Source organism: Paenibacillus jepli, from assembly GCF_047238105.1.
GTDB lineage: Bacteria > Bacillota > Bacilli > Paenibacillales > Paenibacillaceae > Paenibacillus_D.
This window is the reverse complement of sequence record NZ_JBDFMD010000001.1, coordinates 7,098,819-7,123,137: the sequence shown is the minus strand read 5'-3', so window position 1 is coordinate 7,123,137 and position 24,319 is coordinate 7,098,819. Positions and strand designations below refer to the sequence as shown.

Below are 24,319 nucleotides of genomic sequence, written 5' to 3'. Positions count from 1 at the left end.
CCTCTTCGCTACTTGCGGATGATATCGATATAATCAAAGGCAATACTGCCCTTGGCAGGCTTTAGTGTAATCGAATTCACACCCTGGCGCAATGAGATTGTATGCTCCACGACAGGGAATTCGTTGCGCTGCGAAGGTGGCAGTTGCACCGTCTCCTCCTTGCCGCCCGTCTCCACGCTAAGCGACAGCTCGTCTTCCTCCCTGCCGCCCGCGGCGATCCGCACCGTGTACGTGCCGCTTGCAGGTACAATTACGGCAGGAAATACGAGCTCACCGCCTTCTGTACCTTCGACGATACCGGTCCCCGATGCGAACGGATTAGTCGCTGCTGTGAGCCCGAGGCTCTGCGCGTACTCCGCTTCGTAGCGGGGAATCTCGACGGCGAGGATCTCCGCCCCTTCCCCGCTCAGCTCCGAGAGGACCAGCGACTGCCCGCCCTGCCCCACTTCAAGGACCGCGTAGGCATAGCCAGTCTCGTCACCAGCCAACGGCGACAGCACGAGCTCTACCGGTGCTCCGCCTGCTGGCTCGGCCGTCACGGTCACCTCGCTCCCTGTAGTATTGCGATAGTGCAGCAGCAACGGTGCTTCTGTAGCCGCTCCCTTGCCGAGCGGCAGATGGGTGTAACGCAGACCGCCATCCTCCAGCGCTTCCGCATGCGCCGCGTGGAACACACCGCTGCCGGACGGCATGGGGATCGCCGCATCCAGCGGCAGCGGGCTGCCGAGCTCCGGCATCCCGTTCTCGTCCCACAGGACGCGCTGCGCCCGTGCCCGGCGGTTGCTCCAGCCGTCGCCGATCCCGCTTGTCGCGTGATACACATTCCATTGCTCTGTACCATCCGGTGACGGCGCGATCGTATTGTGACCCGGACCGTATACACCAGCCTCTTCATCCATCGTCATCAGAGGCTGCTCCGACTTCTCCCAGTCCATAGGCTCGAGCGGGTCGCCACCCGGCTTCAACGCCAGCATGCCGATGCTGTAGTGCGGCGTCCAGCTGCCCGCTCCGGAGTACAGCATGAATACCCGCCCGTCCTTCTTCAGAAACGCCTGCCCTTCATTGATGTACGGTGGTCCGCCGGCTCGTTCCCACTCCAGGTCGGGCTCGCTCAGCAGCACGCGCGGCCCGCTGATCGTGAGCGGGTCGCTCATCGGCGCGATGTACGTATTCTGGGCGATATTCACCTCGCCTTCCCAGCCGGACCAGACGAAGTACAGCGACTCTTCATGCTCCAGGACGAGCCCGTCGATCGCCCAGCGGTCAGTCTCATCCGTGATCTGGCCGCGGAAGGTATAGCTGCCCATCGGGTCATCCGCATCGGCTTCCAGCGCGTACATGCGGTGGTTCTCATTGGCGCCGTCGTCCGCGGCAAAGTAGATGTACCACTTGCCCTGCAGATACTGAATCTCCGGCGCCCACAGGGCCGAAGAATACGCCGTGCCCACCGGCGGATACCAGACCACTTTGCGCTCGGCGTCCTTGAAATCCAGCGTCCGCGCCTTCATGACCATGATGTCCGCGCCGTTATGCGTGAACGTCATATAATAAAAGCCATCCTTGTAGGCAATGCTCGGGTCCGGCGTATCCATATCCGCAAGTGTGTTTTTGAATGTGCCGCCATGGCCCGCATAGGGCTGGTCAGCCGTCTCGCTTCCATTCATCTGTGCCATCACCATCCATACGACCAGGACGGCAGCAGCGATCACCAGGACCGCGCCAACCAGAACCGACTTTTTTGATACGCGAAGCTTGCTCATGACCCTCTCCTTTCGTTACTTCACCCCGGCTTGCGTGATCGCCTTCACGAAGGAGCGCTGACCGAGGACAAATACGAGCAGCACCGGCAGCGTCGCGATCGTCGTCATGGCCATCAGCTTGCCGTAGGCCTGGGTATAGCTGCCCTGCGCCATCAGCGCAATGCCTGCTGTGATCGTGCGCATCTCCGGCGATGTCGTCGCATAGAGCGGCCAGACAAAATCATTATAGATGCCCATGAAGGTGAAGATGCCGAGCGTCACCATGATCGATACCGACGCCGGCAGCAGGATGCGGACATAGATCTGCCATTTGTTGGCCCCGTCGATGCGTGCGGCCTCCTCGATGCCTTTGGGGAACGAGATGAAGAACTGATACAGCAGGAAGACGCCGAACGCCCCCGCCGTGTAGGGCAGGATCAGGGCAGCATAGGTGTTGATCAGACCGAGCGCATTGAACTCCATGTACATCGGCAGAAAGGTCAGGACGCCGGGGATCATCAGCGAGGCGACGAACATCGAGAACAGCGTCCGCCTGAGCGGCAGATCGCTCAGACGGGCCAAGGCATAGGCCGCCATCGAATTGAACAGCAGCACGAGAAACGTGCCGATGAGACCGACCGACAGGGAATTGGTGATCCAACGGACGATCGGCACGTTCATGAGCTCCCCTGAAAGTCCGGCGATATAATTTTGCAAGGTCGGCTTCTGCGGGATAAAGTTCATCTGTCCGGCGAGCGCCTCAAAGTCGTTCTTGAAGGAGGTCGAGATCATCCATACGAGCGGCAGCAGGAAGATGACCGCGAGGATGGTGGCCAGCAGGATCAGTAACCATGTTCGGGCAGCTTTCATATTAACCGTCACTCTCCTTTCTGCCGTAGGTCAGCCGGTATTGGACGACCGATACCACCATGATGAGCAGTGCCATCAGGATCGCCATCGCAGATGCGCTGCCGATCTCTTTGCGGCTGAACGCCTGATCGAGCACATTCATCAGCAGCACCCGGGTCGAGTCGCCGGGACCGCCTCGCGTCAGCAGGAACGGCTGGGCATATACGTTAAACGATGCAATCGTCGAGGTGATCATCACGAAGAGCATGACCGGCCGGATCGACGGCAGCGTGATGTGGACAAATTTGCGCCAGGCCGTCGCCCCGTCGATTGAAGCAGCCTCGTAATAATCCTCCGGCACTTCATTTAGCGCATTGATATAGATAATCATATTGAAGCCGATCGTCCACCACAGCGTCGTCGCGATCAGGGATACCCACGCCCACGGCGTGGCGGTCAGCCAGGGAATCGTGCCGATGTCCAGCCGGCTCAGCATACTGTTGATGAAACCGGCGTTCGTGTCGAACATCATCAGCCAGATGACTGCCATGACCGATGCGGAGATCGCATAGGGTAGGAAGAAAAAGGTGCGGTACAGGCCGCGCACGCGTCTGGGCAGCGCGTTGACGAGCATCGCCAGTCCCAGGCCGACGGTAATGAGCAGCGGTACGGAGAACAGGACGAATTGGGCAGTCGCCCACAGCCCGTTCAGAAAAATGCTGTTCTCGTAGGAGCCTGCGGTAAAAATCGCGATATAGTTGCTTAGTCCGACAAACGGATGCTCGGCGGACAGCAATTCGAAATCATGCAGACTGATGTAGATGCCGTACCCGATCGGAAAGAGCAGGAACATGCCAAAGCACATGGCGTACGGAAGCACGAACAGCGTCGACGTCAGTCTGGACGTCCAGTTGGTTTTTCATGTGTCATCCCTCCAACGTTCCTGATAGCTCCCGGAGTGTGGCAGGAAGGACGGAAGCCTATCCGGCATCCATCCTCACATCTGCCTCCCGAAGCGGCCGCTATTTGCCGATCGCCTGCTTCGACTTGGCTGCCGCCTCGTCCATCGCCTGCTGCGGGTCCTTCTTGCCCAGGAGCGCGTTGTTCAGCTCTCCCCAGATCGGCTCGGAGATCGTCGGCCAGTTCAGGACGTTTGGTGCGAACTGCACATAAGAGAAGCTGTCGGCGATCGCGCTTTGCGGCAGCGCCTTGAAGTCTTCGCTTTCGATCATCGGCTTGGCTGCGAGCGCTTGACCGGACTCTGCCCACTCCAGCGAGTTGGTGGAGACATACTTGAGGAAGTCGCCGATGCCGGCAATGATCGACTCGTCTGTCACATCCTTGGGAATGGCAAAGTTATGGGAGCCGCCAAATACGGCCTGCTTTGCCTTGCCGATCTGCGGCATCGGCGCAACACCATAGTTCAGTCCGGCCTCGTCAAATTGCGATTTCATCCAAGGTCCGTTGAATTGGATCGCATTTTTGCCCTGCAGGAACAGTGTGTTCTCGCCATCCTGCTGCACATTGCCCGGCGATATGCCCTGGTCCACCATCCCGCGCAGCCACTCGATCATCTCGACGGCCTCCGGCGAATTGTATGCCACATCCTCGCCGTCCCACAGCTCGCCGCCGTTCTGCCAGACGAGGGTCGGGAAGATGAATTGCTGCGGCCACAGGGTCGGGACGACATAACCATACACGCCTTTATCTGCATCAGTAGCCTGCTCAACTGCGGCATCGAACTCCTCGCGGTTGGTCGGCGGACTAGTCACACCTGCCGCTTCCAGCAGGTCCTTATTGTAGTACATAACCAGCGGATGGATATCGAGCGGGATACCGTACAGCTCATCGTCGATGGTCGCATAATCGATCGCGGCTTCCACGTAATCCGTTTTATTGATTCCCGCATCGGACGCCAGCGTATCCAGCGCCTGCAGCTGGTTTTTGCTCACGTAGGTCGGGATCTGATCGAGATGCATGATCATCAGATCCGGGCGATCCTTGCTGGCGCTGAGAGCAATGTCGAGCTGCTTGTAGTACTCGCCGTTCGGCTGGATGACAAAGTTGATTTTGTAATTATCCTGCGACACATTGTATTTGTCCACGATCTCCTTCATGAACGGGCCATCCGCACCCGAGAACGGCGTCCAGAAGAGGAATTCCGTCTTCGCACCTGTCCCCCCGCCGCCCTGTGACGGCTCTGTAGTGCTGCCGCCTGAACCGCCGCCGTTGCTGCTGCATCCGGTGGCCACCATGGCGCATACCGTAAATACCGATAACCAAGCTGTTCCCCTTTTCATCAGTCCTTTTCCCCCTTATACGATGGTTGGAAAGACGGTTCATCTTTCTGCCTCCATCTTACGCCCGGGACCGGACAGGGGAAATGTCATCTTTTTTGATGGTATGGACATTTTTTTGGATCATCGCAACCCTGCATAGAAATCTGTCTATAACAAGCAAAAATATGTCCTGTTCCGGAAGCGGCTGACTATGCTCCAATAGACGTAAGCGCTTTCGTCCTCAATTGGGCAATGCGCCACTCCTGATAATGAAAGGAAGATGACCAATGGATGTATGGAAACAAGCCGGCCTGCGGGGATGCGTGCTCCTGCTGCTGCTCGTCCTGTGCTTGCCTGCACTGCCGGCTCTCGCCTCCTCCAACCAGAGCAACTTCTACAACGTAATTATGCAGGATGGCGCTGACCCCTGGGTGTACCAGCATACCGACGGCTATTATTACTTCACCAAGACAACCGGCGGCAATGTGACGATCTGGAAGAGCAAGACGCTAACCGGCATCGATGCCGCTCCCTCCCGCGTCATCCCCACAGGGTGCTGCAACGTCTGGGCACCCGAGATCCATTATGTGAACGGAGCCTGGTATATTTATTACGCCAAAGATGACGGCAACAATGTCAATCACCGGATGTACGTGCTGGAGAATACATCCGCCGATCCGATGCAGGGGACATGGACCAATAAAGGCCAGATCACCGATCCGACAGATAGATGGGCCATCGACGGCACCGTGCTGAAAGTGAACAACCAGTTGTATTTTCTCTGGTCGGGCTGGGAGGGCTCGACCAACGTCCGGCAGAATCTGTACATCGCCCGCATGAGCAACCCGTGGACGATCAGCTCCGCCCGGACGGAGATCGCACGGCCCGTCCACAGCTGGGAAACCAATCATTCACCGCATGTCAATGAAGCCCCGCAGGTCATCGTCCGCGGCAATGTGATTAACCTGGTCTATTCCGCCAGCGGCAGCTGGACCAACGACTACAGTCTGGGGCTGATCACCGCACATACGAGCAGCGACCTGCTGCAGCCGTCCTCTTGGACGAAGCGATCGACGCCGATCTTCAAGAGCGGCAACGGACTTTTTGGACCTGGCCATCACAGCTTCACCAAATCGCCCGACGGCACCGAGGACTGGATGCTCTACCATGTCGCCAAGTTCAACAACGCTGGCTGGAACCGCGAGATTCGCGCTCAGCGGTTCAGCTGGCATGCCGACGGCACTCCGTCGCTTGGCACCCCAGCGGCACCAAACACCCCCATCGCCATCCCTTCCGGCGAGCCGCAGCGGGTACGCTACGAAGGCGAGCAAGGCACCTTTGGCGGCGTAGCCTATGCTTCCCCCAGCCAGAACGGCTCGGGCGGCAGCAAAGCCGGACATATCGATACGGCGAGCTCTTATGTGGAGTTCAGCGTGTATGCCGCCCAGGCCGGGGAGTACGTGCTAGCGGCGCGGACAGCCAACGGCACGGCAGGCGGCGGCTGGTCGTCGCTCACCATTACAGTCAATGGTGTCTCCTCGCCCTTCCATGTGACCCACAAAGGCTGGGAGAACTGGGGGCTGTCGACGCTGCGGACACCGCTGCAAGCGGGATGGAATACGGTACGCTTTTCCCGGGGAACGGGTTATGCGGAGCTCGATTTTTTTGATGTGTATCCGGCTAATTAAACATAGGAAAAGACGCTTAACATACGCCCGGTTGCCGGTGCGCAGTTAAGCGTTTTTTTTCAAGCTGCTTTGAATTCGCAAGACTCGTAATGCTTATAATTGGATTATGGTAGTGTCTACTGGCAATCTGAGGATCGAAAAACCTTGAAGAGAATCATCGACTGGTGTACCGAATTCATGAAGGTATGACTGCGTTTGTTGCGTTTCGTACCCATTACGGGGACAAATAAGCAAACCTTGTGGCTCCCGGCTATCATTCCCTTTGTTCAAAGTGAATTCCCTGACTCTTTAGGAGAGTTATTAACTCAACTTGCAGTTAGGTCGTTGCAGCCTCAGCACTTCCAACTCCTACTTACACGACTGTGTTGCTGACGAGCCCCATGAAGCCATTATGATCTGCACGGTCGATCAGAGCCCTCACTGCTTTGTCTAACGCGTCGTCGACCTCATACCACTCGTCATTAATGACATCATGAAGCAGCAGACCCGGCAGGCCAACGAGTTCTTCGTCCGGAAATGCACGGGTCAAGGCATAGAAAGCAAATCCGGCAACCGGACTGCCTTCAGCATTCAGAAAGTCATATTGGATATATTGTTGGTAAGAACCCGGATTATCGAGAAGCGCGTTCCTGCCATAGTATTCCGGTGCTGTAATCGGCTCAGTCAGGCTCGAATGAAACAACGCATATAGATCCTCATGGTACGATCGTCCATTGAGTTGACGTGTAACGCTGCCCATCGTCATCGGTGCATCCTGAAGAACGGCACCGATCTTCACGCCATCGATCATCAGCGGCTCAGCATGGATGGAGACCGTCCGATCGCGGTAATCGACTTGTGCGCCGAAGGCTTCGGCAATCAGGCGCAGCGGCACCAGCAGCCGGTCGTTTTGCAGATACGGTTTGACGTCTGCGGCCAACCGCTCCCCATTTTTATGTACCTCACCGTCACTCAGGGACAAAGTCAGCTGCAGATCGCTTCGGGTCAGTACGACTCGTGAGGAAGTCCAGTCGACGGTGGCGCCGAGGTTTTCGCTAACGACGCGCAGAGGCACCATGACACGATTATCCTTTACCACAGGCTTCACTTCCGCTTCTACGGCGACGCCATCGATGCGAATCTGCTCTACCGCAGCATCAACCGAAGCAGTGGAGAATAGTACGGACGTGGCAATGACAAATCCAATCACAGGTTTTTTCATGATAAATGACTCCTTTTGCAAAGAAAATATAGGCTTACACACTGTATTAGACGCAAGCCGTCCTTTATTGGTTGCCATGTACAGAAAAAAGCCCATCCTCCGTAAATACGGAAGACAGACTTTGGTCCAGTTCACGACCAGCGTCCAGTCATATTAACCGCCCCCAACTACCTCCAGCTCGATCTGCTTCATCTCATAGAAGTAGCCTTGCCTCGCCATCAGCTCATCATAGGTGCCAGACTCGATCACGCGGCCCTGCTCCAGCACGATAATCTGGTCCATCTGCTCCAGTCCGGTCAACTGGTGGCGGATCCAGACGAGCGTGTCCTCGTGCGCCAGCTCCAGCAGCTCGCGGATGACGTACTCTTCCGTCACAGCGTCCAGAGAAGAGGTTGGCTCGTCGAGCAGCCACAAACGTCCGCCTTTCAGCATCGCCCGCGCCAAAGCAAGCCTCTGTTTCTCACCGTCCGAGAGGTTTTCACCTTTTTCATACACAGGGTCATCCAACGCCATGTCTGCCAGCCTGACCCGGCCAAGCGCTTCTGCAAGCTCTACGTCGGGGTGCTGTTCTGCGCCGAGCAGCAGATTGTCGCGGATCGTGCCGCGGAAGAAATGGTTGTGCTGCAGCACGACATTGGCGTGCTGCCAGATGCTCACCTCATCCAGCTGTTCCGCTGGCGTGTCATGCAAGCGAACCTCCCCGTGCGTCGGACTATGCAGCTTGAGCAGCAGCTCGAGGATCGTCGTCTTGCCGGCTCCGCTGGGGCCGACAATGGCGGTCTTCGAGCCAGCAGGACACGAGAGCTCGACATCCTGGAGCGCCGGCCGCCATTCATCGGCATGCCGGTAGGTCACCTGCCGCAGAGCAAGCGATACCGCTTCGTCCGCCGGCAGCTTGCCGCCCGGCTGCGCCGGCCTGCCATCCGTATCGCCCACGGTCTCCTCCAGCCGCTGCGCCGCATGCTCGCTGTCCAGCTTGTAGGCCGGCAGACTGGCCATACCGGCCGCTTCTTCAAATACGGTCTGTGCGACCAGCACCAGCATCGCCAGGAACACCCCGGCCAGCGAACCCGTAGCGATCAGGTAGGCGCCTGTGCCGAGGACCGCCCACGAGACGACATGAGTTAGGAAGCCGTGCAGCGATTGGCCCAGCAGGAGATTGCCCGCTGCGGCCCGTTGGCTGTCCGAGAGCTCCGCAGAGCTCTCATGCAGACGACGCTCGTGCGCCTCCAGCTGTCCATAGACCTTGAGATCGCGGAAGCCGAAGAGCATCTCGGTTACATCGGTGGAGAGCGCCGCCCGCTGCTGCCGGACCTCCCGATACACCTTGCGCTGACTCAGCATGACCAGGTATGGCACAACAACAGCAGCGACCAGCATCGCCAGTACGAACAACCCGGCGATCCCCAAGGAAAAGGCCGAGGTGAAGACGATGGTCGCCAGGAACACCATCACCAGGATCACTGGCGGATACGCGACCCGCAGGAAGTAATGCTGCAGGCTCTCTACATCCCCGACGATCCGCGCGAGCAGATCGCCGCTGCGCTGCCGGCCGAAGATCTTGGGCGTCAGCGGCGCCAGTCGGGCAAAGAACGAAACCCGCAGGCGGCTCAGCATCGTAAACGTCGCCCGGTGCGAGAACAATCGCTCGCCGTAACGGGCGGCGGCACGGATCAACCCGAGGATCTTGACCAGGGAGGTCAGCACGATCAGCGTGTAGAGCGGTGGTGCGAATGCCGCTTGCGAGATCATATAGCCGCTGGCCGCGAACAATCCCACGCCGCCGATGCCGGCGACGAATCCGCAGGCGATAGCAATCGCGATATCCTTGCGCTCCTGCAGCATCGCCTTGGCCATCACAGTCCATTCGCTCATCGCACACCACCTCCCCGCTGTAGATCAACCATCTCTGCATACTGCGGCAGACTGCTGAGCAGCTCATCGTGAGTACCGCTTCCAAGCAGCCGGCCCCGCTCCATGAAGAGGATACGGTCGGCGGACCGGATCGTGTGCAGCCGATGAGCGACCGTAATCATCGTCGCCTCTCTGGACAGCTCTGCGATCGAGCGCTGGAGCACACGCTCCGTGTGCAGGTCGAGCCCTACGGTTGGCTCGTCGAACAGCAGGACAGACGGCCGCTTGAGGAACGCCCTGGCCAGGGCAAGCCGCTGCTTCTCGCCGCCGGACAAGCCGCGCCCGCCCTCGCCGACGACCGTGTCCAGGCCCTGCTCCAGCTCGTCGATCAGCCCGGACAACCCTGCGGCTTCGGCTGCTTGCTCAATCTCCGCGCGCTCAGTCTCCAGATGCGCGCCGATCGCGATGTTCTCGGCGACCGTACCGGAGAAGATGTACGGGTGCTGGGTAATATAGCTGACCTGTCTGAACCAGTCCGCCTCGTCGTACGCCGTTAGAGCATCGCCTTCTATCCTTACCTCACCCGAGGTAGGCCGCAGCAGTCCAGCGATCAGATGCAGCAGCGTTGTTTTGCCCGACCCGCTGGCACCGACGATCGCGATATGCTCGCCTTGGCCGATCGATACCGTCCCGGCATCCAGCTGGAACCCTTCCGGCCCATACTGGAACTTGAGATCTTTCAGTTCAATGGAAGGCGGCAGCGATTCTAATGTTAGCTGTCTGCGCTCCATACCTTCTGCAGGCGCAGCCTGCTGTGCAGCAACGGCTTCGCCCTCCACCAGCGCCTCGACCTTCTTGACTGCCCCCATACTCGTGCGGCCGCTGTGGAAGGCCGTCCCCATATTTTTGATGGCACTGTAGAACTCCGGCACCAGCAGCAGGATGAAGAAAGCTGTACCGAAAGGCAGCGACTTGTAGATCAGCATCTGAAAAGCCAGATCAAGCGCCACCAGGCCGATGCTGAGCATGACGATCAGTTCCATCATAAACGTATTGGTGAAGGCGATCCGCAGGATGCCCATCGTCGCGTCCCGGAAGCCGAGACTGCTGCGCTCGATCTCCTCCTCCTGCTTGCGTACCCGGCCGAACAGCTTGAGCGTCACCAGCCCTTGAAGCGCATCGAGGAAGGCGCCGCTGAATTCGGCTAGCTGGGCATACTTCTCCTCCGACTTCTTCTTCGTCCGAAGACCGACGAGGATCATGAAGACCGGAATAAACGGCGCGGTCAGCAGCATGATCAGCCCGGAATGCCAATGCTGGGTAAAGACGACGATCAGAAGCAGCAGCGGGATAACGGCGCTCTCCGCCATTCGCGGGATATACTGGCTGAAGTAGCTGTCGGCCTCGTCGACCGCATCCATGACGATACTTACTTTGCCCCCGGTCTGACCGCTTAGCGATGCCGGCACCGACTCATGGGCCAGCTTGCGGATCACCCTTTGGCGGATCGCAGTCTTGGCGCGAGCCGCCAGCGAGAGGCCGATCCGACCGTTGCTGTACGTACCTATCGCGCGTAGGAGAATGACGGCGAGCAGGACGCCGAGCATGAAGGTTACGGTGCTCCAGGCTGCTTCCTGCAGGAAAATCCGGTCTACGATCGCGGCGATGAATCCAGCCTGGGTGACGATCGCGGTACCGATGATCAGCGAGCAGAGCCCCAGCAGGAGGAGGGAACGGCGTTCTGAAGCCAGCTGGGCAGACAATAGACCGGTTCTACGGGCTCTTTTCTTCATTCGCTCTCCCCTCCTTTTGCTTCAACTGACTTACCTGAGTCTATTTTTTGCCTTTAACATAATCCGCATCGAAAAGGAACAGCTTAAATACGAGACCCAGTGACGGGATCAACAAGCACAGTCCGCCGATAAATGCGACAACCAGCGCGATCCCCATCGCCTCGGGAGTAGCGCCCTCCTGGATTGTGATATAAGGATCTAGAATATAAGGGTAATGCCCGATACCGTAAGCAAAAAAAGCACAGAAGAACTGCAGCATCACGCTGATAAAAGCTAAGCCGTAACGCCTGCCGGTATAGAGCAGCCACATCGCCAGCATGAAGAAAGCGACGGACAGCCCGAGCAGCCACCACAGCTCCATCATGTTCTGGAAGTGGCGTTCATTGTGCTGGCTGAGATAGATAAAGGTAGTCAATCCGGCGATGATCGTCGGCGTGCTCCAAAACATCGCGTACGAACGCAGAAGTTTCAGGGCCGGCTGGTCATCCGCCCGGGAGGCGTAGAAGGTCAAAAATGTCGCACTGATAAACAAGACCGAGACAATCGCCAGGCCGACGATGCTCCACGACAGCGGACTCGTAAACAGCGTCAAGTACTCCAGTGCGACCCGGCCGTTCTCCTCGACGATAAACCCGCCTTCGGACAGGGTCAGCGCAACCGACAGCGAGGCCGGGATCAGCAGCCCTGTTGCTCCATACAGGAACAGGTACAATGTATTGTCCTTGGAGCCGTAATTCTCGAACGCATAAAACGAACCCCGGATCGCCAGCAGGACGATCGCGATGCTTCCGGGGATCAGCAGTGCCGAGCCGTAATAATAAGCCGTATCCGGGAAGAAGCCGACGATGCCGACGAAGAAGAAGACGAAAAATACATTCGTAATCTCCCATACCGGAGACAAATATCTCGAGATCAAGCGATTGATCAGGTGATCCTGCTTCGTCACCCGGGCATAGTAAGCGAAGAAGCCCGCCCCGAAGTCAACTGAAGCGACAATGAGATACCCGTACAAAAAGATCCATAACACGCTGATGCCAATCAACTCGTAACTGATCATGCCCGCTCACCCTCTTCTTTGGCAAGGTGTTCGATATCCTGCATATGTCTCTCGAGCTCCGCTTCCGCTGAATTGCCCCGAAACAGCCGCCGCAGCACGATGACGCACAAGGTGCCCAATACGATGTACAGCAAAAGGAAGACGAAGAAGAGCGGGACCACATTAGGCGATGAAGTGGCTGCCTCCTCGACGCGCATATATCCACGGATAATCCAGGGCTGCCGGCCGATCTCTGCATAGAACCATCCCAGCTCCACCGCCAGAAAGGCGAGCGGCGTACTCAGCAGGATGCCCCGCATCAGCCATTTATTGTACTCGTTTCGGTTCTTCCAAAATTTGAACAGGAAGTATAAGACCGAGATGCCCAGAATGATGAAACCGAGACTAACCATCAAATCAAAAAGATAGTGCACCAGCAGCGGCGGCCATTCATCGACCGGGAATTCCTCGAGTCCCGTTACTTCCGCATTGAAATCGCCAAATCCGAGAAAGCTTAAGGCATTGGGAATGCGGATCGCGCCGGTCGGCTCCTGATTTTCGTTCAACCACCCAAATACCAGCAGGTCTGCTCCACGTTCCGTCTCAAAATGCCATTCGGCGGCAGCCAGCTTCTCCGGTTGGTGCTTGGCCAGGAACTTGGCGGACACATCTCCTGCTACGACTGTCAGCAAGCTGAAGACCAGCAGCACAGCCATCATCAGATTGAGCGACTTTTTGTAGTATGAACTGATCCCCTTCTTGAGAATCATAAAGGCGGCGATCCCCGCCAGCAAAGCAGCGCCAGTCATATAGGCCGAGCTAAGGACGTGGAACACCTTGGACGGCGTCGCCGCATTCAGCATCGCTGCAACCGGATTGACCGCCGAGAAGGAGCCGTTCTCCAGGACGAAGCCTTCGGGCGTATTCATAAACCCGTTGACTGTCGTGATGAAAAATGCTGACATCCCTGCGCCGATGACGATCGGGAACGTCAGCAGCCAGTGGGTATAAGGATTCTTGAACCGATTCCACGTATACAAATAGATCCCCAGGAAGATCGCTTCAAAGAAGAACGCAAAAACTTCCATAAATAGCGGAAGCGCGATAACATTGCCCGCCAGCTGCATAAAATTAGGCCAGACCAACGACAACTGCAAGGCAATTGCCGTACCGGTCACTACGCCTACTGCCACGGAGATGATAAATCCGCGCGTCCATCGTTTGGCCATGAGCGTATAATGCGGGTCCTTCTTGCGAATGCCCATAAACTCGGCAATGGCAATCATGAGAGGCACGCCAACCCCGACTGTGGCAAAAATGACATGAAAAGCTAGAGTTAGGCCGGTAAGCAATCGGCTCCATAATACCGTATCGATATCCACTAATAGCCGTCTCCTCTCGTATGATATATATCACGGCAGCATGTTCACAGCTTCTAGTATAATCAATTCCCCCGTGAAGATGAACGCTAATCATCCCAGCTCCCAAAAAGGTTCATATCTTTCTTACAACATTGTGAAAATAATAACAAAGCTTCGCCTTCATTCATGATTTTGTCAAAAATCGGCCGCGTTGAAGACACAATACCGTCACAAATTATGGCTTTAAGTCCTGCTGCCTGTCGGTCTGCGGGCGGACGGATAAAGCCGACCCGGGACCGTTGGTCGCGGACCTCCCTTCCTTTACGATTAAAGCATCACTTTGCTACTGGGTCTCCAAGACCCCGATAGGAGGAAAAATGACTGCCAATCCTACATTACAACTGAAGAAAAAAGTCGCTCCGTTCGAAAAGTCCAGCTTTAAACGCAGTTTAGTCCAAATCCTGAATACGGTACCGCCTTTTATGCTGCTGTGGTTTTTGGCTTACCAAAGCCTCGAGGTATCCTATTGGCTGACGCTGGCTTTATCCGTTGCAGCGGCCGGCTTCGCCATCCGCATCTTCATCCTCTTTCACGATTGCTGCCATTATGCACTGTTCAAGAACAGACGCGCCAACGAAATGATCGGCACGCTCACCGGCATCTTGACGTTTACGCCTTACCGGGGGTGGCAGCACAGCCATGCGATCCACCATGCGACCAGCAGCAATCTGAACAAGCGGGGGATCGGGGACATCCGCGTCTTGACGGTAGAGGAATATACCCAGTCGACGTTTTGGCAGCGGCTTGCTTATCGGCTGTACCGCAACCCGCTGGTCATGTTCGGACTAGGACCATTCTACAGCTTTCTTCTGGGCAATCGTTTTAATCGTAAAGGGGCAAAGTTCAAGGAGAGGGTCAATACATATCTGACGAATACGGGCATCGTGGCGCTGGTTGCCCTGCTCTGCTGGGCGGTCGGATGGCAGGCACTGCTCCTCGTCCATCTACCGATATTCTATCTCTCAAGCGCCCTCGGCATCTGGATGTTCTACGTGCAGCACCAGTTTGAAGACACCTATTTTGAAAATGAGAATGAGTGGGACTTTGTCAAGGCTGCTGTGGATGGAAGCTCTTATTACAAGCTTCCCCGCCTGCTGCAATGGGTCACAGGCAATATCGGTTTCCACCACGTTCATCATCTGAGTCCGCGGGTACCCAATTATTACCTGGAACAGGCCCATGAGCAGACACCTGACTTCCGTAAGGTGACAACCATTACGTTGAAGTCCAGTCTACAGGCCTTGCGCTTCCGGTTGTGGGATGAGAAGAACAAACGATTTGTAGGATTTCGGGAGATCTAATTTCGAAAAAAACCGTGCGAATCACCTTCGCACGGTTTCCGAATTATTCTCCGCTTGCGGGGCCGATGGCTGCCGCGGCGTTCAGTTTCAAGGTGACGCCCAATACTTGATGATGGTCTGACTCCTCTATATACCAACGGTGCTCTCCATGATTGACGGGCTTGGGCAGGCCATCCATAATATTGGCATGAATCTGCAGCCATCCGCCTATGGTATCGACATTCTCGCTGTTCTCGAAAGAGAGACCGAATCTTTCTTCCAGATCCTTCAGGAGCACACGTCCGCTGATGGCATATTCGCCCGGCGCCTTCTCCGCGATCTCCTCCTTCTCGTCCTCGTCGAATTCATCGCGGATTTCCCCGACGATCTCTTCGAGAATGTCTTCCATCGTGATGATGCCAGCCGTACCGCCGAATTCATCGATGACAATTGCCATATGGACTCTGTTCTTCTGCATTTGGACCAAGGCATCATGCAGCGATGTCGACTCATGGATGACGTAGATTTCATGGATCAGCTCTTGCCAGTCGCCCAATCGGTTGATGGCGATATTCGTGACGAGCTCCTTGGCGTTCAGGAAGCCGATTATGTTATCCTTACTGTGATCTTGCGTAACAGGAAAACGTGTGTAGTGATGCTCATCGATCAGATGTAAGATTTCTTGCGCCTCCATCTCGGTATCGACGACCATTATCTGTGTACGCGGCACCATAACGTCTTTAGCGATCCGCTCATCGAATGCAAAAATATTTTGCAAATAAGCAAGCTCGGTCTGATTAATCTCGCCGCTCTGATAGCTTTGCGTCATAATAATCTTGAGCTCTTCCTCGGAATGAGCCTGCTCATGACCGATCGGTTTGACGCCGAACATCCGCAGCAGCACCTGCGCCGAGCCATTCAACAGCCAGATCAGCGGGAACAGGAGCGTACCGAACCAGACGAGCGGTCTGGACAGGATCAGTGTCATCCGTTCGGCGAACTGGATCGCCAGCGTCTTGGGCGCCAGCTCGCCGATCACGACATGAAGAAAGGTCATGATCCCTATGGCAAGCGCATAGGAGATGAACGTACTCACCGCAGCAGCCATTCCCCATTCGTCGAAGATCGGATGCAGCAACCGCTCGACGGTAGGTTTGCCGAGCGCCCCAAGTCCGAGTGCAGTGACTGTAATCCCCAGCTGACAAGCCGACAGGTAGTAATCCAGATTGGATACGATGCGCTTGGCCGCCAAGGCTGTCTTATTGCCCTCGGACACGAGCTGGTCGATGCGGCTCATCCGGACTTTGACAACGGCGAATTCAGACCCGACAAAGAAAGCAGTCAAAAGAATTAAAAGTGCGGCAATGCTCAGATTAATGATCGTGGATATGTCCAATTCGTTCCCTCGTTCAAGAGGGATTCACCTCCGTAAATGTTAGAATCGTTTTAAGTTGGATTCCATCTCGTACGCTCGGTTGACAGGGCAGCAATCATCCTTAATGCGACATACACCTTCCCAATGAGCTCACCTCCACATCTCTCAATTATCTTGATTATATAACCGAGTCTTATAAGAAGCAAAATAATACGGCAACGCCATCGGATAATAAAACGAACCGGACCGAGTAAAAGGGGGTCAGGTTCGTGAGTTGCCAAGGGATATCATGATTGGTTATCGTCCCCGCGGTTAGTCAAATCGGGTAATGAGCTGATCAAGCGTCGTCTGGGCCAGCCTCTGCTCCAGGGCTTGCTGCGCCTCACGCAACTCAGACTGCAGCACCTGCTCAATATTGCGGCCGACCAAGCAATTGATATTCGAGCCGCTGTGCACGCCGAACAAGCGATTGTCGTCCACGATATCGACCGCTCTGTAAATATCCAACAGCGTGATCTCCTCAGGGGCCCTGAGCAGGGAAGCGCCTCCTACTCCTGCACGCACGTCCACCAGTCCCGCCTTCTTGAGCATGCCCATGATCCTGCGGATGACAACAGGATTCGTGTTGACGCTTCCTGCGATGAAATCGCCTGTGATGTCGCCCGGTCCCTTTGCGATGAGGGAGAGCGTATGGATCGCCATTGAAAAACGTGTGCTAAGCTGTTTCATATCATCACCGCCGATGCAACCATTGTAGTTACTTGCAGCCTTATTGTCAATTCTCCTCCGCCGTGCAGCATGCTCAGACAGCCGAGGATTTGGGTTTCCAGCGAAGCCCGATTCGTCCCTTCCTGATCAAACGGATCACGATGAAGATCCAGATGCTCAGGACGACGAGGAAGATCAGCACTTGAGGCAGGATCCGCGGCTGGCCCAGCAAAGAACCGAGCAGGATGAAAATCCCGATCTTGGGCAGTGAGCCGAGCAGGGAGGCGACAATATAGGACTTGTACTTCGCGCCCGCCGCCCCTAGCAGGAGACTGACGGCTTCTACCGAAAAAGGAGCCAGTCTGGCCCAAAACATGCCAGAAAATTCATTCATCTTATAGGAAGCAAACCATTTGCCCAATTTATCGTTTTTGGACACCAGGTTGTCGACCGTCGCCTTCCCCATCCATTTGCCAAAGAAATAGGTCAACGTGATCTCCATCGTCAGGCCGACCAGACAGAGTGTCAGCGCGATACTCATGGGAAAAAAGATGCCGGCGGCAACGTAGATCAGTTGGATCGGCAGGAAGAACAGCACAGACTTGATCAGCGACAGTCCGAGGATCAGACTCACCGACACCCACCAGTCGCGGGGCAGCAGGAGCCAGGCTTCGATGTCCATGGATTGAAAGGCATCCCAGGACATGACAAGAATCAATATTACAAACGTAAAAAGGATGAATCTTAGCCCATTGGGCACGGTTAAGAACTTACGCATCAAGCTCAAGTCCTCTCTGGGGTCAGGGGTACAAACTGCTGCAAGCAGCAGAGCACCCTCCCCTTTCGTTGACAGTCTTTTAGATGTTGTTCAAAAGTCCGTTGCTGGCCAGAGCCTGCTCCTGCCGAGCTCCATCGTCCATAGTTGCTCCATCGGCAGCTCGCGGCGCTGCCACTCGGCAAGCAGCCGGTCCAGCGCTTCCTTTGGCGTATCGTCGGCGAGGCGGAACGCATCGTAATGCATCGGCACGAAGGTCCGGGCACCGACATCCAGGAAGGTCTGTACAGCTTCCTCTGGCGTCATATGGGCATCCCGCATGAACCATTCGGGCTCATAGGCACCGATCGGAAGCAAGGCCACGGAGATGTCGGGATACCGCTTCCCGATCTCTGCAAATAACGGGTCATAGCCGCTGTCCCCTGCGAAATAAAGGCATTCCGAGCCAAAGCGTATAACCCATCCGCCCCAATGCGACGAATTGGTGTCCCATGGTGTCCTGCGCGTCCAATGCTTGGCCGGGACGAAGCCAAAGGTTACTTCGCCGATCCGATGCTCCGACCACCAAGAGAGCTCATGTACATGCCTGAATCCTTTGCGTCTCATCCAGCTGCCCAGCCCTTCCGGGACCAGCAGCACAGGGTTGCCGGGCAGCCTGCGGAGGCTGGCCAGATGGAGATGGTCGTAATGCGCGTGCGAGAGCACGACGACATCGATCAGCGGCAGCGATTCGATCGGCACGCCTGGCGGGGACAGTCTGCCGCTGAATCCCATCCTGGCAGCCCATACCGGGTCAGTAACGATGTGGAGTCCACCGAGCTGGACGAGAAATGTCGAATGCCCGATGAAGGTAATGGACGGCGGACTTTGTTTGCTGGCGAGCAGTGACAGATCCGGTTCCACACGCGGGACAACGTATGACAGGTCTTTTTGCTTTGATCGGCGTTCCTGTTGCCACTTGCGCAAATCTGCCAAGGTTTTGATATTGGCTGAACCGTCGCCATTGACGTATCTTTTTCCCATCTCGTTTTTTTATCGCTCCTTTACTTTTGCGGTCCGGATTTACGCCAGATTAGTATGAGTTCCTGTTCCATGCGGCAATCTTTATCTTTAGTGTAACAAACCAATGGAGTACGCGCATCTTTCCTTGCCCAGGCGTCTGAGACGAAGCCGTACGGGTACGAAAAAAACCTTGACCGGCTGCCGCGCCTATCAAGGTTTGTCCGTCTGTTTAACCCAGCTTGACCAGATGCTCGGATGTCCGAAATGCGAGTGCCAGGATCGTCAACACCGGATTGACGCCACCATTGGTTACATGGACCGAACCGTCGCTGACCCACAGATTGTCATAACCGTGCACACGGCCCAGCGGATCGGTGACCGACGACGCCGGATCGTCTCCCATCCGCAGTGTCCCGGCTTGATGCTGGCCGCCGCTCAGGCCGCCGCCCGGGCGGGTTCGCCATACGTGGCGTGCGCCAGAGGCGAGAAGCCACTGCTCCGCTTGCTCGGCCAGGTAAGCGGCAGCGCGCAGCGACTCCGGGTGAACGCTGCCGGACAGCTGCACGACAGGCAGCCCGAAGCGGTCTCTGACTCGGGAAGACACACGCACCCGGGCGTCCGGTGCCGGGATCTCCTGGATCGGCCCCTGGATCTGACTCGTGCGCAGGTAGCTGTGTCGCATGGCTTCCTTCCCTGCCTTGCCCCAGCGGGGAGCATCTGAAGCCAGAGCGCGGTGCCAGTGGATGAGCGGCAGCCGGGTGAACTCGTTGGCGAGCAGCCCGCCGCCGATGATGCCGCTGGTCGGGCTGTGCTCGAACCGGAAGGTAGCGATGCTCACGCCCGGGCCCAAGCCGTCCTGCACCGGCTCGTCGTAGAGACCGTAAGCGCCGGCGTATACATGTCCCTGCAGATGCCGCCCCACTTGACCGCTGCGGTTGCCAAGGCCATCCGGATCATCTGGTGTGGCAGAGTTCAACAGCAGCCGCGCGCTCTCGATTGCTCCGGCGGCGACGACGACGTGCCCCGCCCGCACGCTTCGCCGCAGAACCTCGCCGTCCATATCCTGGACCAGCCGGACGCCGGTAGCTCGGCAGCCGCCTTCGGTATCGATGCGCTCCACCATCACATCGCAGAGCAGGTCGCAGTTGCCCGTCGCCAAGGCCCGGACCAGCATCGTATTATGACCGCCGTTTTTGCTGTCGTTCGGACAGGCGAAGCCTACGCACTGTCCGCATCGCACGCAGGCCGGCCGGCCGTCTCGCGCCTCGGAGTTGATGAGGAGCGGCACCGGGCCGACATTCCATCCCAGCTTGGCCGCCCCCGCGGCAAGGCGTTCCGCCTCCAGCGTGCCGGCCAGCGCAGGCATCGGATAAGCTCGCTGTCTGACGCCGCGTCCGGGATGGGCAGTGCCGTCCCCGGAGACGCCGATCTCCCATTCAGCCCGGTCATAGAAGCGTTCCAGCTCGTCATAGCTGATCGGCCAGTCGGAGAGCGAACTCCCCTCGGGTACGCCGTAACGACTGGCCATGCGGAAGTCGTCCGGATGAAAGCGCCAGGCCTGCGCCCCGTACACGCGGGTTCCTCCGCCGACCGTCATGGCATTGTTATGATAATCTCCCTCGAAGGGGAGTGTCACCCGCTCTTCCCCTTGCGAGGATATGAACGTGCGGGGATGCCCGTCAATATGCGGCCCTGTATTGTGACCGTATTTGCTGAGGCGGTGGTTGCGCAGATGATCCGAGCCGATCTGATCATACCGGAGCCAGCTCCCCCGTTCCACGACCAGCACGCGCAGACCGGCTTCCGAGAGCTCCGCCGCCGCCACAGAGCCGCCCGCACCAGCCCCGATGACGATGGCATCATACGTATCCCGCAGCTGACCCATCGTCACGGTCGTCAGCCCGGTCTCTTTTGTCTCTGCAGGCGACCCTGGCACGGGTCCCGGACGGAAACCGATCATCTCCCATGACTTGGCGTCTGCATTGCCTCCACTTTCGGGACTGCCATAGTAGCCTTCGATGACTATACTCGTCAACGTTTCCAAGAAACGCCGGGAAGAGATCGGCCAAGCTCTTCGACCGTCAAGCTGCATCTCCTGCAGCAGCATGTCCTGCTCCTCTGCCGTCAGTTGGTGGAAGGGCCCGCCGTGCCTGTCCAGCGCATCCGCACAGAGCGCTTCGACACCGGGGATGATCCACGTTGTCCAGATGTCTGGTTGTTCTTCAGCGTGACGGCTGAGATAGGACAGTGCTCCCAGCTCGCTTGCTGATGGCCATTCGTCTTTAGGCACGATACGGTCCGCAATCGCTTTCATAACGACTTGGTTTTGTTGTACAAATTGAACTGCTTCAGCTGTCATGTCATGCACCATCCTGTGCTCTATAGTTATGTCTCGACGCTACATTCCAACCGGGCGGTACGCATGCTAACTATTTCGGCTCCCGGAAGCCAAATCCTTTTTCTTCGCACAAGTGGCAGGCATTTCTTCTAAGCATGCGCATCGGCTCCGGTCGGTGTACCGATCTGCACAGCGTCACCACTTAGTCGGCAGCCTCCGTCGTCCTGCAGCAGCGCTGCACCGCACGGAGGATGCCGCCATACCCGGTGCAGCGGCACAGGTTGCCGGCCAATGCCTCGCCGATCTGCCGGCTCGTCGGCGAAGCATAATCATCCAGCAGCGCTTTGACGGCGAGGATCATCCCGGGCGTGCAATATCCGCATTGGAAGCCGCCTTCTGCTAAGAACGCCTGTTGGATCGGATGAAGCTCTTCTCCCGCCAGCCCTTCGATCGTCGTGATCACACAGCCCGAGCTCTGGTATGCCATCATCAGACACGCGTTGACCAGCTTGCCGTCCATCAGCACCATACAAGCGCCGCAGCGCCCCAGCTCGCAGGACACCTTGGTGCCTGTCAGTCCCAGCTCGTCGCGCAGCATCGTCAGCAGCCGCTGCGCTGGTTGCGTCTGCAGCTCTACTGCTGTGCCGTTCACCGTGGCTTTCCACACATACGGGCTCATCCTGCTCCCCCCTTCTCCATCTCACCGGCTGTGAATCGCTCCAGCAGCTCCTCCCGTCTAATCGGCAGACTGCTGATACGCCGTCCGGTCGCCGCATGGATGGCAGCGGCAATCGCCGGAGCCAGCGCTACGGAGCCGACCTCGCCGATCCCTCGCGGCCCATAAGGGTCGTCAGACGGCAGCTCCTCGATCGCATCGATCTGTACGGGACTCTGCGCATCCTGCACCGTCGGGAGGAGGTACGTATCGAGGTTCTGTGTCATATATCTGCCCTTCTCCATCACCGCGTCCTCCATGAGCGTGAAACCTAGCGCCATCGCAGACCCGCCTTCGATCTGACCGATATAGCCCATCGGATTGGCAACCGGTCCGGCAGCTACGGCATGGTACTGATCGGTGACGCGAACCTCGCCCGTCAGCGTATTCACCTCGACAGCAGCCACCGCTGCCGTGCAGGTATACAGATAATGCGCACCGGTCACCGGATCTGGCGTGAGAGGAAATTCGAACGCGGCTGTGAATTGCAGCCCGTCTGTTCCCCTGCGGGCCAGCTCCGCATAAGAGATGACGCAGCTGGTCCCGGCTTCCTCTCCATGCAGCCAGATGCCGCCCGGGCCGGTCGCCAGCCGGTGGATCGGGTATCCGCTGGCTGCGGACGCAGCGGCAAGCAGCGCCCCGGACAGCTTCGGCTGCAGCTCCCTTAGCGCCAGATGCGCGACCGTCGTCGATCGGGAAGCCGTGCTGGAGCCGGTATGGGGCGCCTTGTCCGTATCGCCGATTATGATATGGACATCACTGGCGCTGCAGCCGAACCGCTCTATGAGCATCAGCTCCAGCGTAGCCGTGATGCCTTGGCCGAACTCCTCGAAGCTGAAGGCAGCCTCGAGCTTGCCCTGGCGGTTCAATCCGAGCCGGCCGCCGCCCGGATCGGGGATGCCGTAGCCGAGACCGGAGCCATGCATCGCCAATGCCGCTCCGACTCCCCGGCGGAGCCATGGCGTGTCGCCCGTTGACAGCGGCTCATGTTCTCGCTGCCACAGGCCGGAGCGCTGGACCGACTGCCACACCTGCTCAGCGCCATTATTGCGGACGATCCGGTTGCCCAGCGGCCCCGGATCGTCCTCGTGGCGCAGATTGAGCCTGCGCAGCTCCCATGGCGCCAATCCTGCCTCTTCTGACAGACGGTCCAGCTGGCCTTCGAGCGCGAAGATGACCTGATTGCCGCCGAAGCCGCGGAACTCCCCGGAGACGCCATTGTTCGTATAGACAGACAACCCCTCCACCTGAACATGAGGGATCCGATACGGACCGAGCGCATGCTCCGTTGCAAAGTTCAGGACCGGCCCGCCTAGCGTCGCGTAAGCCCCGGTATCGGCCACGATGCGCACCTGGTGAGCCAGCAGCCGTCCGTTCTCGTCGATCCCTGTCTTCATCGTCACCTGCATCGGATGACGCTTCAAGCCGGCGCGAACGGATTCGCGCCGCGTATTGTGCAGCTTGACCGGCCTCCCTGCGTGCAGCGCCAGCAGCGCACCGTAAGGCTGGATATTCAATTCATCCTTGCCGCCGAACGATCCGCCGATCGGACTCGAGATGATGCGGATCCGCTCCTCGGGGATCGCCAGAATACGCGCGAGCTGCATCCGGTCTTTATAGCCGTGTTGTGTCGCTGCCTGTACGGTGAGCCGACCGTCTTCTCCGAAGGCGAACAAGCCGCCTTCCGTCTCCATATAACCATGCATCTGGCGCGGTGTGCGGTAGCTCTCCTCCACCACATGAGCGCACTGTGCAAAAGCCTGCTCAACGTCGCCCCGTTCGTACGCTGTGCGATGCAGCACGTTGCTTCCGGGATGCAGCAGTACGGCATCCGCCTGCAGCGCGGCTTCGGGCGAGTCGATAACCGGCAGCGGTTCATACTCGACTTCGATCAGGGAGAGGGCATAGTCGGCCAGCTCCGGCGTCTCGGCAGCGACCGCTGCGATCGCATCTCCTACATAGCGGACGCGGTCCTCGCACAGGACCGGCTGATCCGGGACGACGATACCGAAGCGATTCATACCCGGTACATGCCGGTGAGTGATTACGGCATGCACGCCTGGGAGCTTCTCTGCTACCTCAGTCCGCACCGCCAGCAGACGGGCATGCGGGTGGGCGCTGCGCAATACTTTGCCATAGAGCATGCCCAGCAGCTCCAGGTCGGTCAGATATTTCAGGCTGCCCGTTACTTTGCCCGGCCCGTCTGGCCGGAGATGCCACCGTCTGCCTGCTGTTGTCCGATCCAGCAGCATCCTCCCCACTTCCT

Annotated in this window: 18 protein-coding genes; 2 read left to right on the top strand and 16 right to left on the bottom strand. The window is 57.6% G+C overall.

Annotation, left to right across the window (positions count from 1 at the left end):
* Positions 1–8: 8 nt before the first annotated feature.
* From ABC336_RS30545 to ABC336_RS30530, 4 genes are all read right to left on the bottom strand, one after another.
* Positions 9–1,760: a family 43 glycosylhydrolase gene (locus tag ABC336_RS30545; RefSeq protein ID WP_413242260.1), complete on the bottom strand. Its 1,752-nt coding sequence runs from the start codon at positions 1,758–1,760 to the stop codon at positions 9–11.
* A 15-nt stretch (positions 1,761–1,775) separates the two neighbouring features.
* On the bottom strand, positions 1,776–2,609 hold the full coding sequence (locus ABC336_RS30540) for a carbohydrate ABC transporter permease (protein ID WP_413242259.1): 834 nt from the start codon (positions 2,607–2,609) through the stop codon (positions 1,776–1,778).
* Position 2,610: 1 nt separating this feature from the next.
* Positions 2,611–3,441, bottom strand: a complete 831-nt coding sequence (locus ABC336_RS30535; RefSeq protein WP_413242258.1) for a carbohydrate ABC transporter permease — start codon at positions 3,439–3,441, stop codon at positions 2,611–2,613.
* A 169-nt stretch (positions 3,442–3,610) separates the two neighbouring features.
* The gene (locus ABC336_RS30530; protein ID WP_413242257.1) at positions 3,611–4,888 is read right to left on the bottom strand and encodes an ABC transporter substrate-binding protein; all 1,278 of its coding nucleotides are present in this window, start codon (positions 4,886–4,888) and stop codon (positions 3,611–3,613) included.
* 386 nt (positions 4,889–5,274) lie between these two features.
* Here ABC336_RS30530 and ABC336_RS30525 point away from each other — a divergent pair, with 386 nt between their 5' ends.
* Complete coding sequence (locus ABC336_RS30525; RefSeq protein WP_413242651.1) at positions 5,275–6,555, top strand: family 43 glycosylhydrolase; 1,281 nt, start codon at positions 5,275–5,277, stop codon at positions 6,553–6,555.
* Between the two features lie 352 nt (positions 6,556–6,907).
* Here the strand turns inward: ABC336_RS30525 and ABC336_RS30520 are convergent, their stop codons facing one another.
* The 5 genes from ABC336_RS30520 to ABC336_RS30500 all read right to left on the bottom strand — a co-directional run bounded on the left by ABC336_RS30520 (position 6,908) and on the right by ABC336_RS30500 (position 13,821).
* The gene (locus tag ABC336_RS30520; RefSeq protein WP_413242256.1) at positions 6,908–7,756 is read right to left on the bottom strand and encodes a copper amine oxidase N-terminal domain-containing protein; all 849 of its coding nucleotides are present in this window, start codon (positions 7,754–7,756) and stop codon (positions 6,908–6,910) included.
* A 153-nt stretch (positions 7,757–7,909) separates the two neighbouring features.
* Positions 7,910–9,631, bottom strand: coding sequence for a thiol reductant ABC exporter subunit CydC (gene cydC / locus ABC336_RS30515; RefSeq protein WP_413242255.1), 1,722 nt, complete (start codon positions 9,629–9,631; stop codon positions 7,910–7,912).
* The gene (gene cydD / locus ABC336_RS30510) at positions 9,628–11,403 is read right to left on the bottom strand and encodes a thiol reductant ABC exporter subunit CydD (protein WP_413242254.1); all 1,776 of its coding nucleotides are present in this window, start codon (positions 11,401–11,403) and stop codon (positions 9,628–9,630) included. Before cydD ends, cydC begins: the two co-directional genes overlap by 4 nt.
* 40 nt (positions 11,404–11,443) lie before the next feature.
* Entirely contained in the window at positions 11,444–12,460 is a 1,017-nt protein-coding gene (locus tag ABC336_RS30505) for a cytochrome d ubiquinol oxidase subunit II (protein WP_413242253.1), read from the bottom strand.
* Positions 12,457–13,821, bottom strand: coding sequence for a cytochrome ubiquinol oxidase subunit I (locus tag ABC336_RS30500; protein ID WP_413242252.1), 1,365 nt, complete (start codon positions 13,819–13,821; stop codon positions 12,457–12,459). The genes ABC336_RS30505 and ABC336_RS30500 overlap by 4 nt, the downstream gene beginning before the upstream one ends.
* A 356-nt stretch (positions 13,822–14,177) precedes the next feature.
* Between ABC336_RS30500 and desA the strand changes: the two genes are divergently transcribed.
* The gene (gene desA, locus ABC336_RS30495) at positions 14,178–15,161 is read left to right on the top strand and encodes a Delta(5) desaturase DesA (RefSeq protein ID WP_413242251.1); all 984 of its coding nucleotides are present in this window, start codon (positions 14,178–14,180) and stop codon (positions 15,159–15,161) included.
* 43 nt (positions 15,162–15,204) lie between these two features.
* Here desA and ABC336_RS30490 read toward each other — a convergent pair whose 3' ends face one another.
* The 7 genes from ABC336_RS30490 to pucD all read right to left on the bottom strand — a co-directional run bounded on the left by ABC336_RS30490 (position 15,205) and on the right by pucD (position 24,305).
* The gene (locus ABC336_RS30490) at positions 15,205–16,536 is read right to left on the bottom strand and encodes a hemolysin family protein (protein ID WP_413242250.1); all 1,332 of its coding nucleotides are present in this window, start codon (positions 16,534–16,536) and stop codon (positions 15,205–15,207) included.
* A gap of 291 nt (positions 16,537–16,827) precedes the next feature.
* Positions 16,828–17,244: an Rrf2 family transcriptional regulator gene (locus ABC336_RS30485; RefSeq protein ID WP_413242249.1), complete on the bottom strand. Its 417-nt coding sequence runs from the start codon at positions 17,242–17,244 to the stop codon at positions 16,828–16,830.
* A gap of 73 nt (positions 17,245–17,317) precedes the next feature.
* Complete coding sequence (locus ABC336_RS30480; RefSeq protein ID WP_413242248.1) at positions 17,318–18,001, bottom strand: TVP38/TMEM64 family protein; 684 nt, start codon at positions 17,999–18,001, stop codon at positions 17,318–17,320.
* Positions 18,002–18,091: 90 nt separating this feature from the next.
* A complete protein-coding gene (locus tag ABC336_RS30475) occupies positions 18,092–19,021 on the bottom strand; it encodes an MBL fold metallo-hydrolase (protein ID WP_413242247.1) in 930 nt (309 codons plus the stop codon).
* Positions 19,022–19,229: 208 nt separating this feature from the next.
* Positions 19,230–21,359, bottom strand: coding sequence for a GMC family oxidoreductase (locus ABC336_RS30470; RefSeq protein ID WP_413242246.1), 2,130 nt, complete (start codon positions 21,357–21,359; stop codon positions 19,230–19,232).
* Between the two features lie 181 nt (positions 21,360–21,540).
* A complete protein-coding gene (locus ABC336_RS30465; protein WP_413242245.1) occupies positions 21,541–22,017 on the bottom strand; it encodes a (2Fe-2S)-binding protein in 477 nt (158 codons plus the stop codon).
* Positions 22,014–24,305, bottom strand: a complete 2,292-nt coding sequence (gene pucD, locus ABC336_RS30460; protein WP_413242244.1) for a xanthine dehydrogenase subunit D — start codon at positions 24,303–24,305, stop codon at positions 22,014–22,016. The genes ABC336_RS30465 and pucD overlap by 4 nt, the downstream gene beginning before the upstream one ends.
* Between the last annotated feature and the right edge of the window lie 14 nt (positions 24,306–24,319).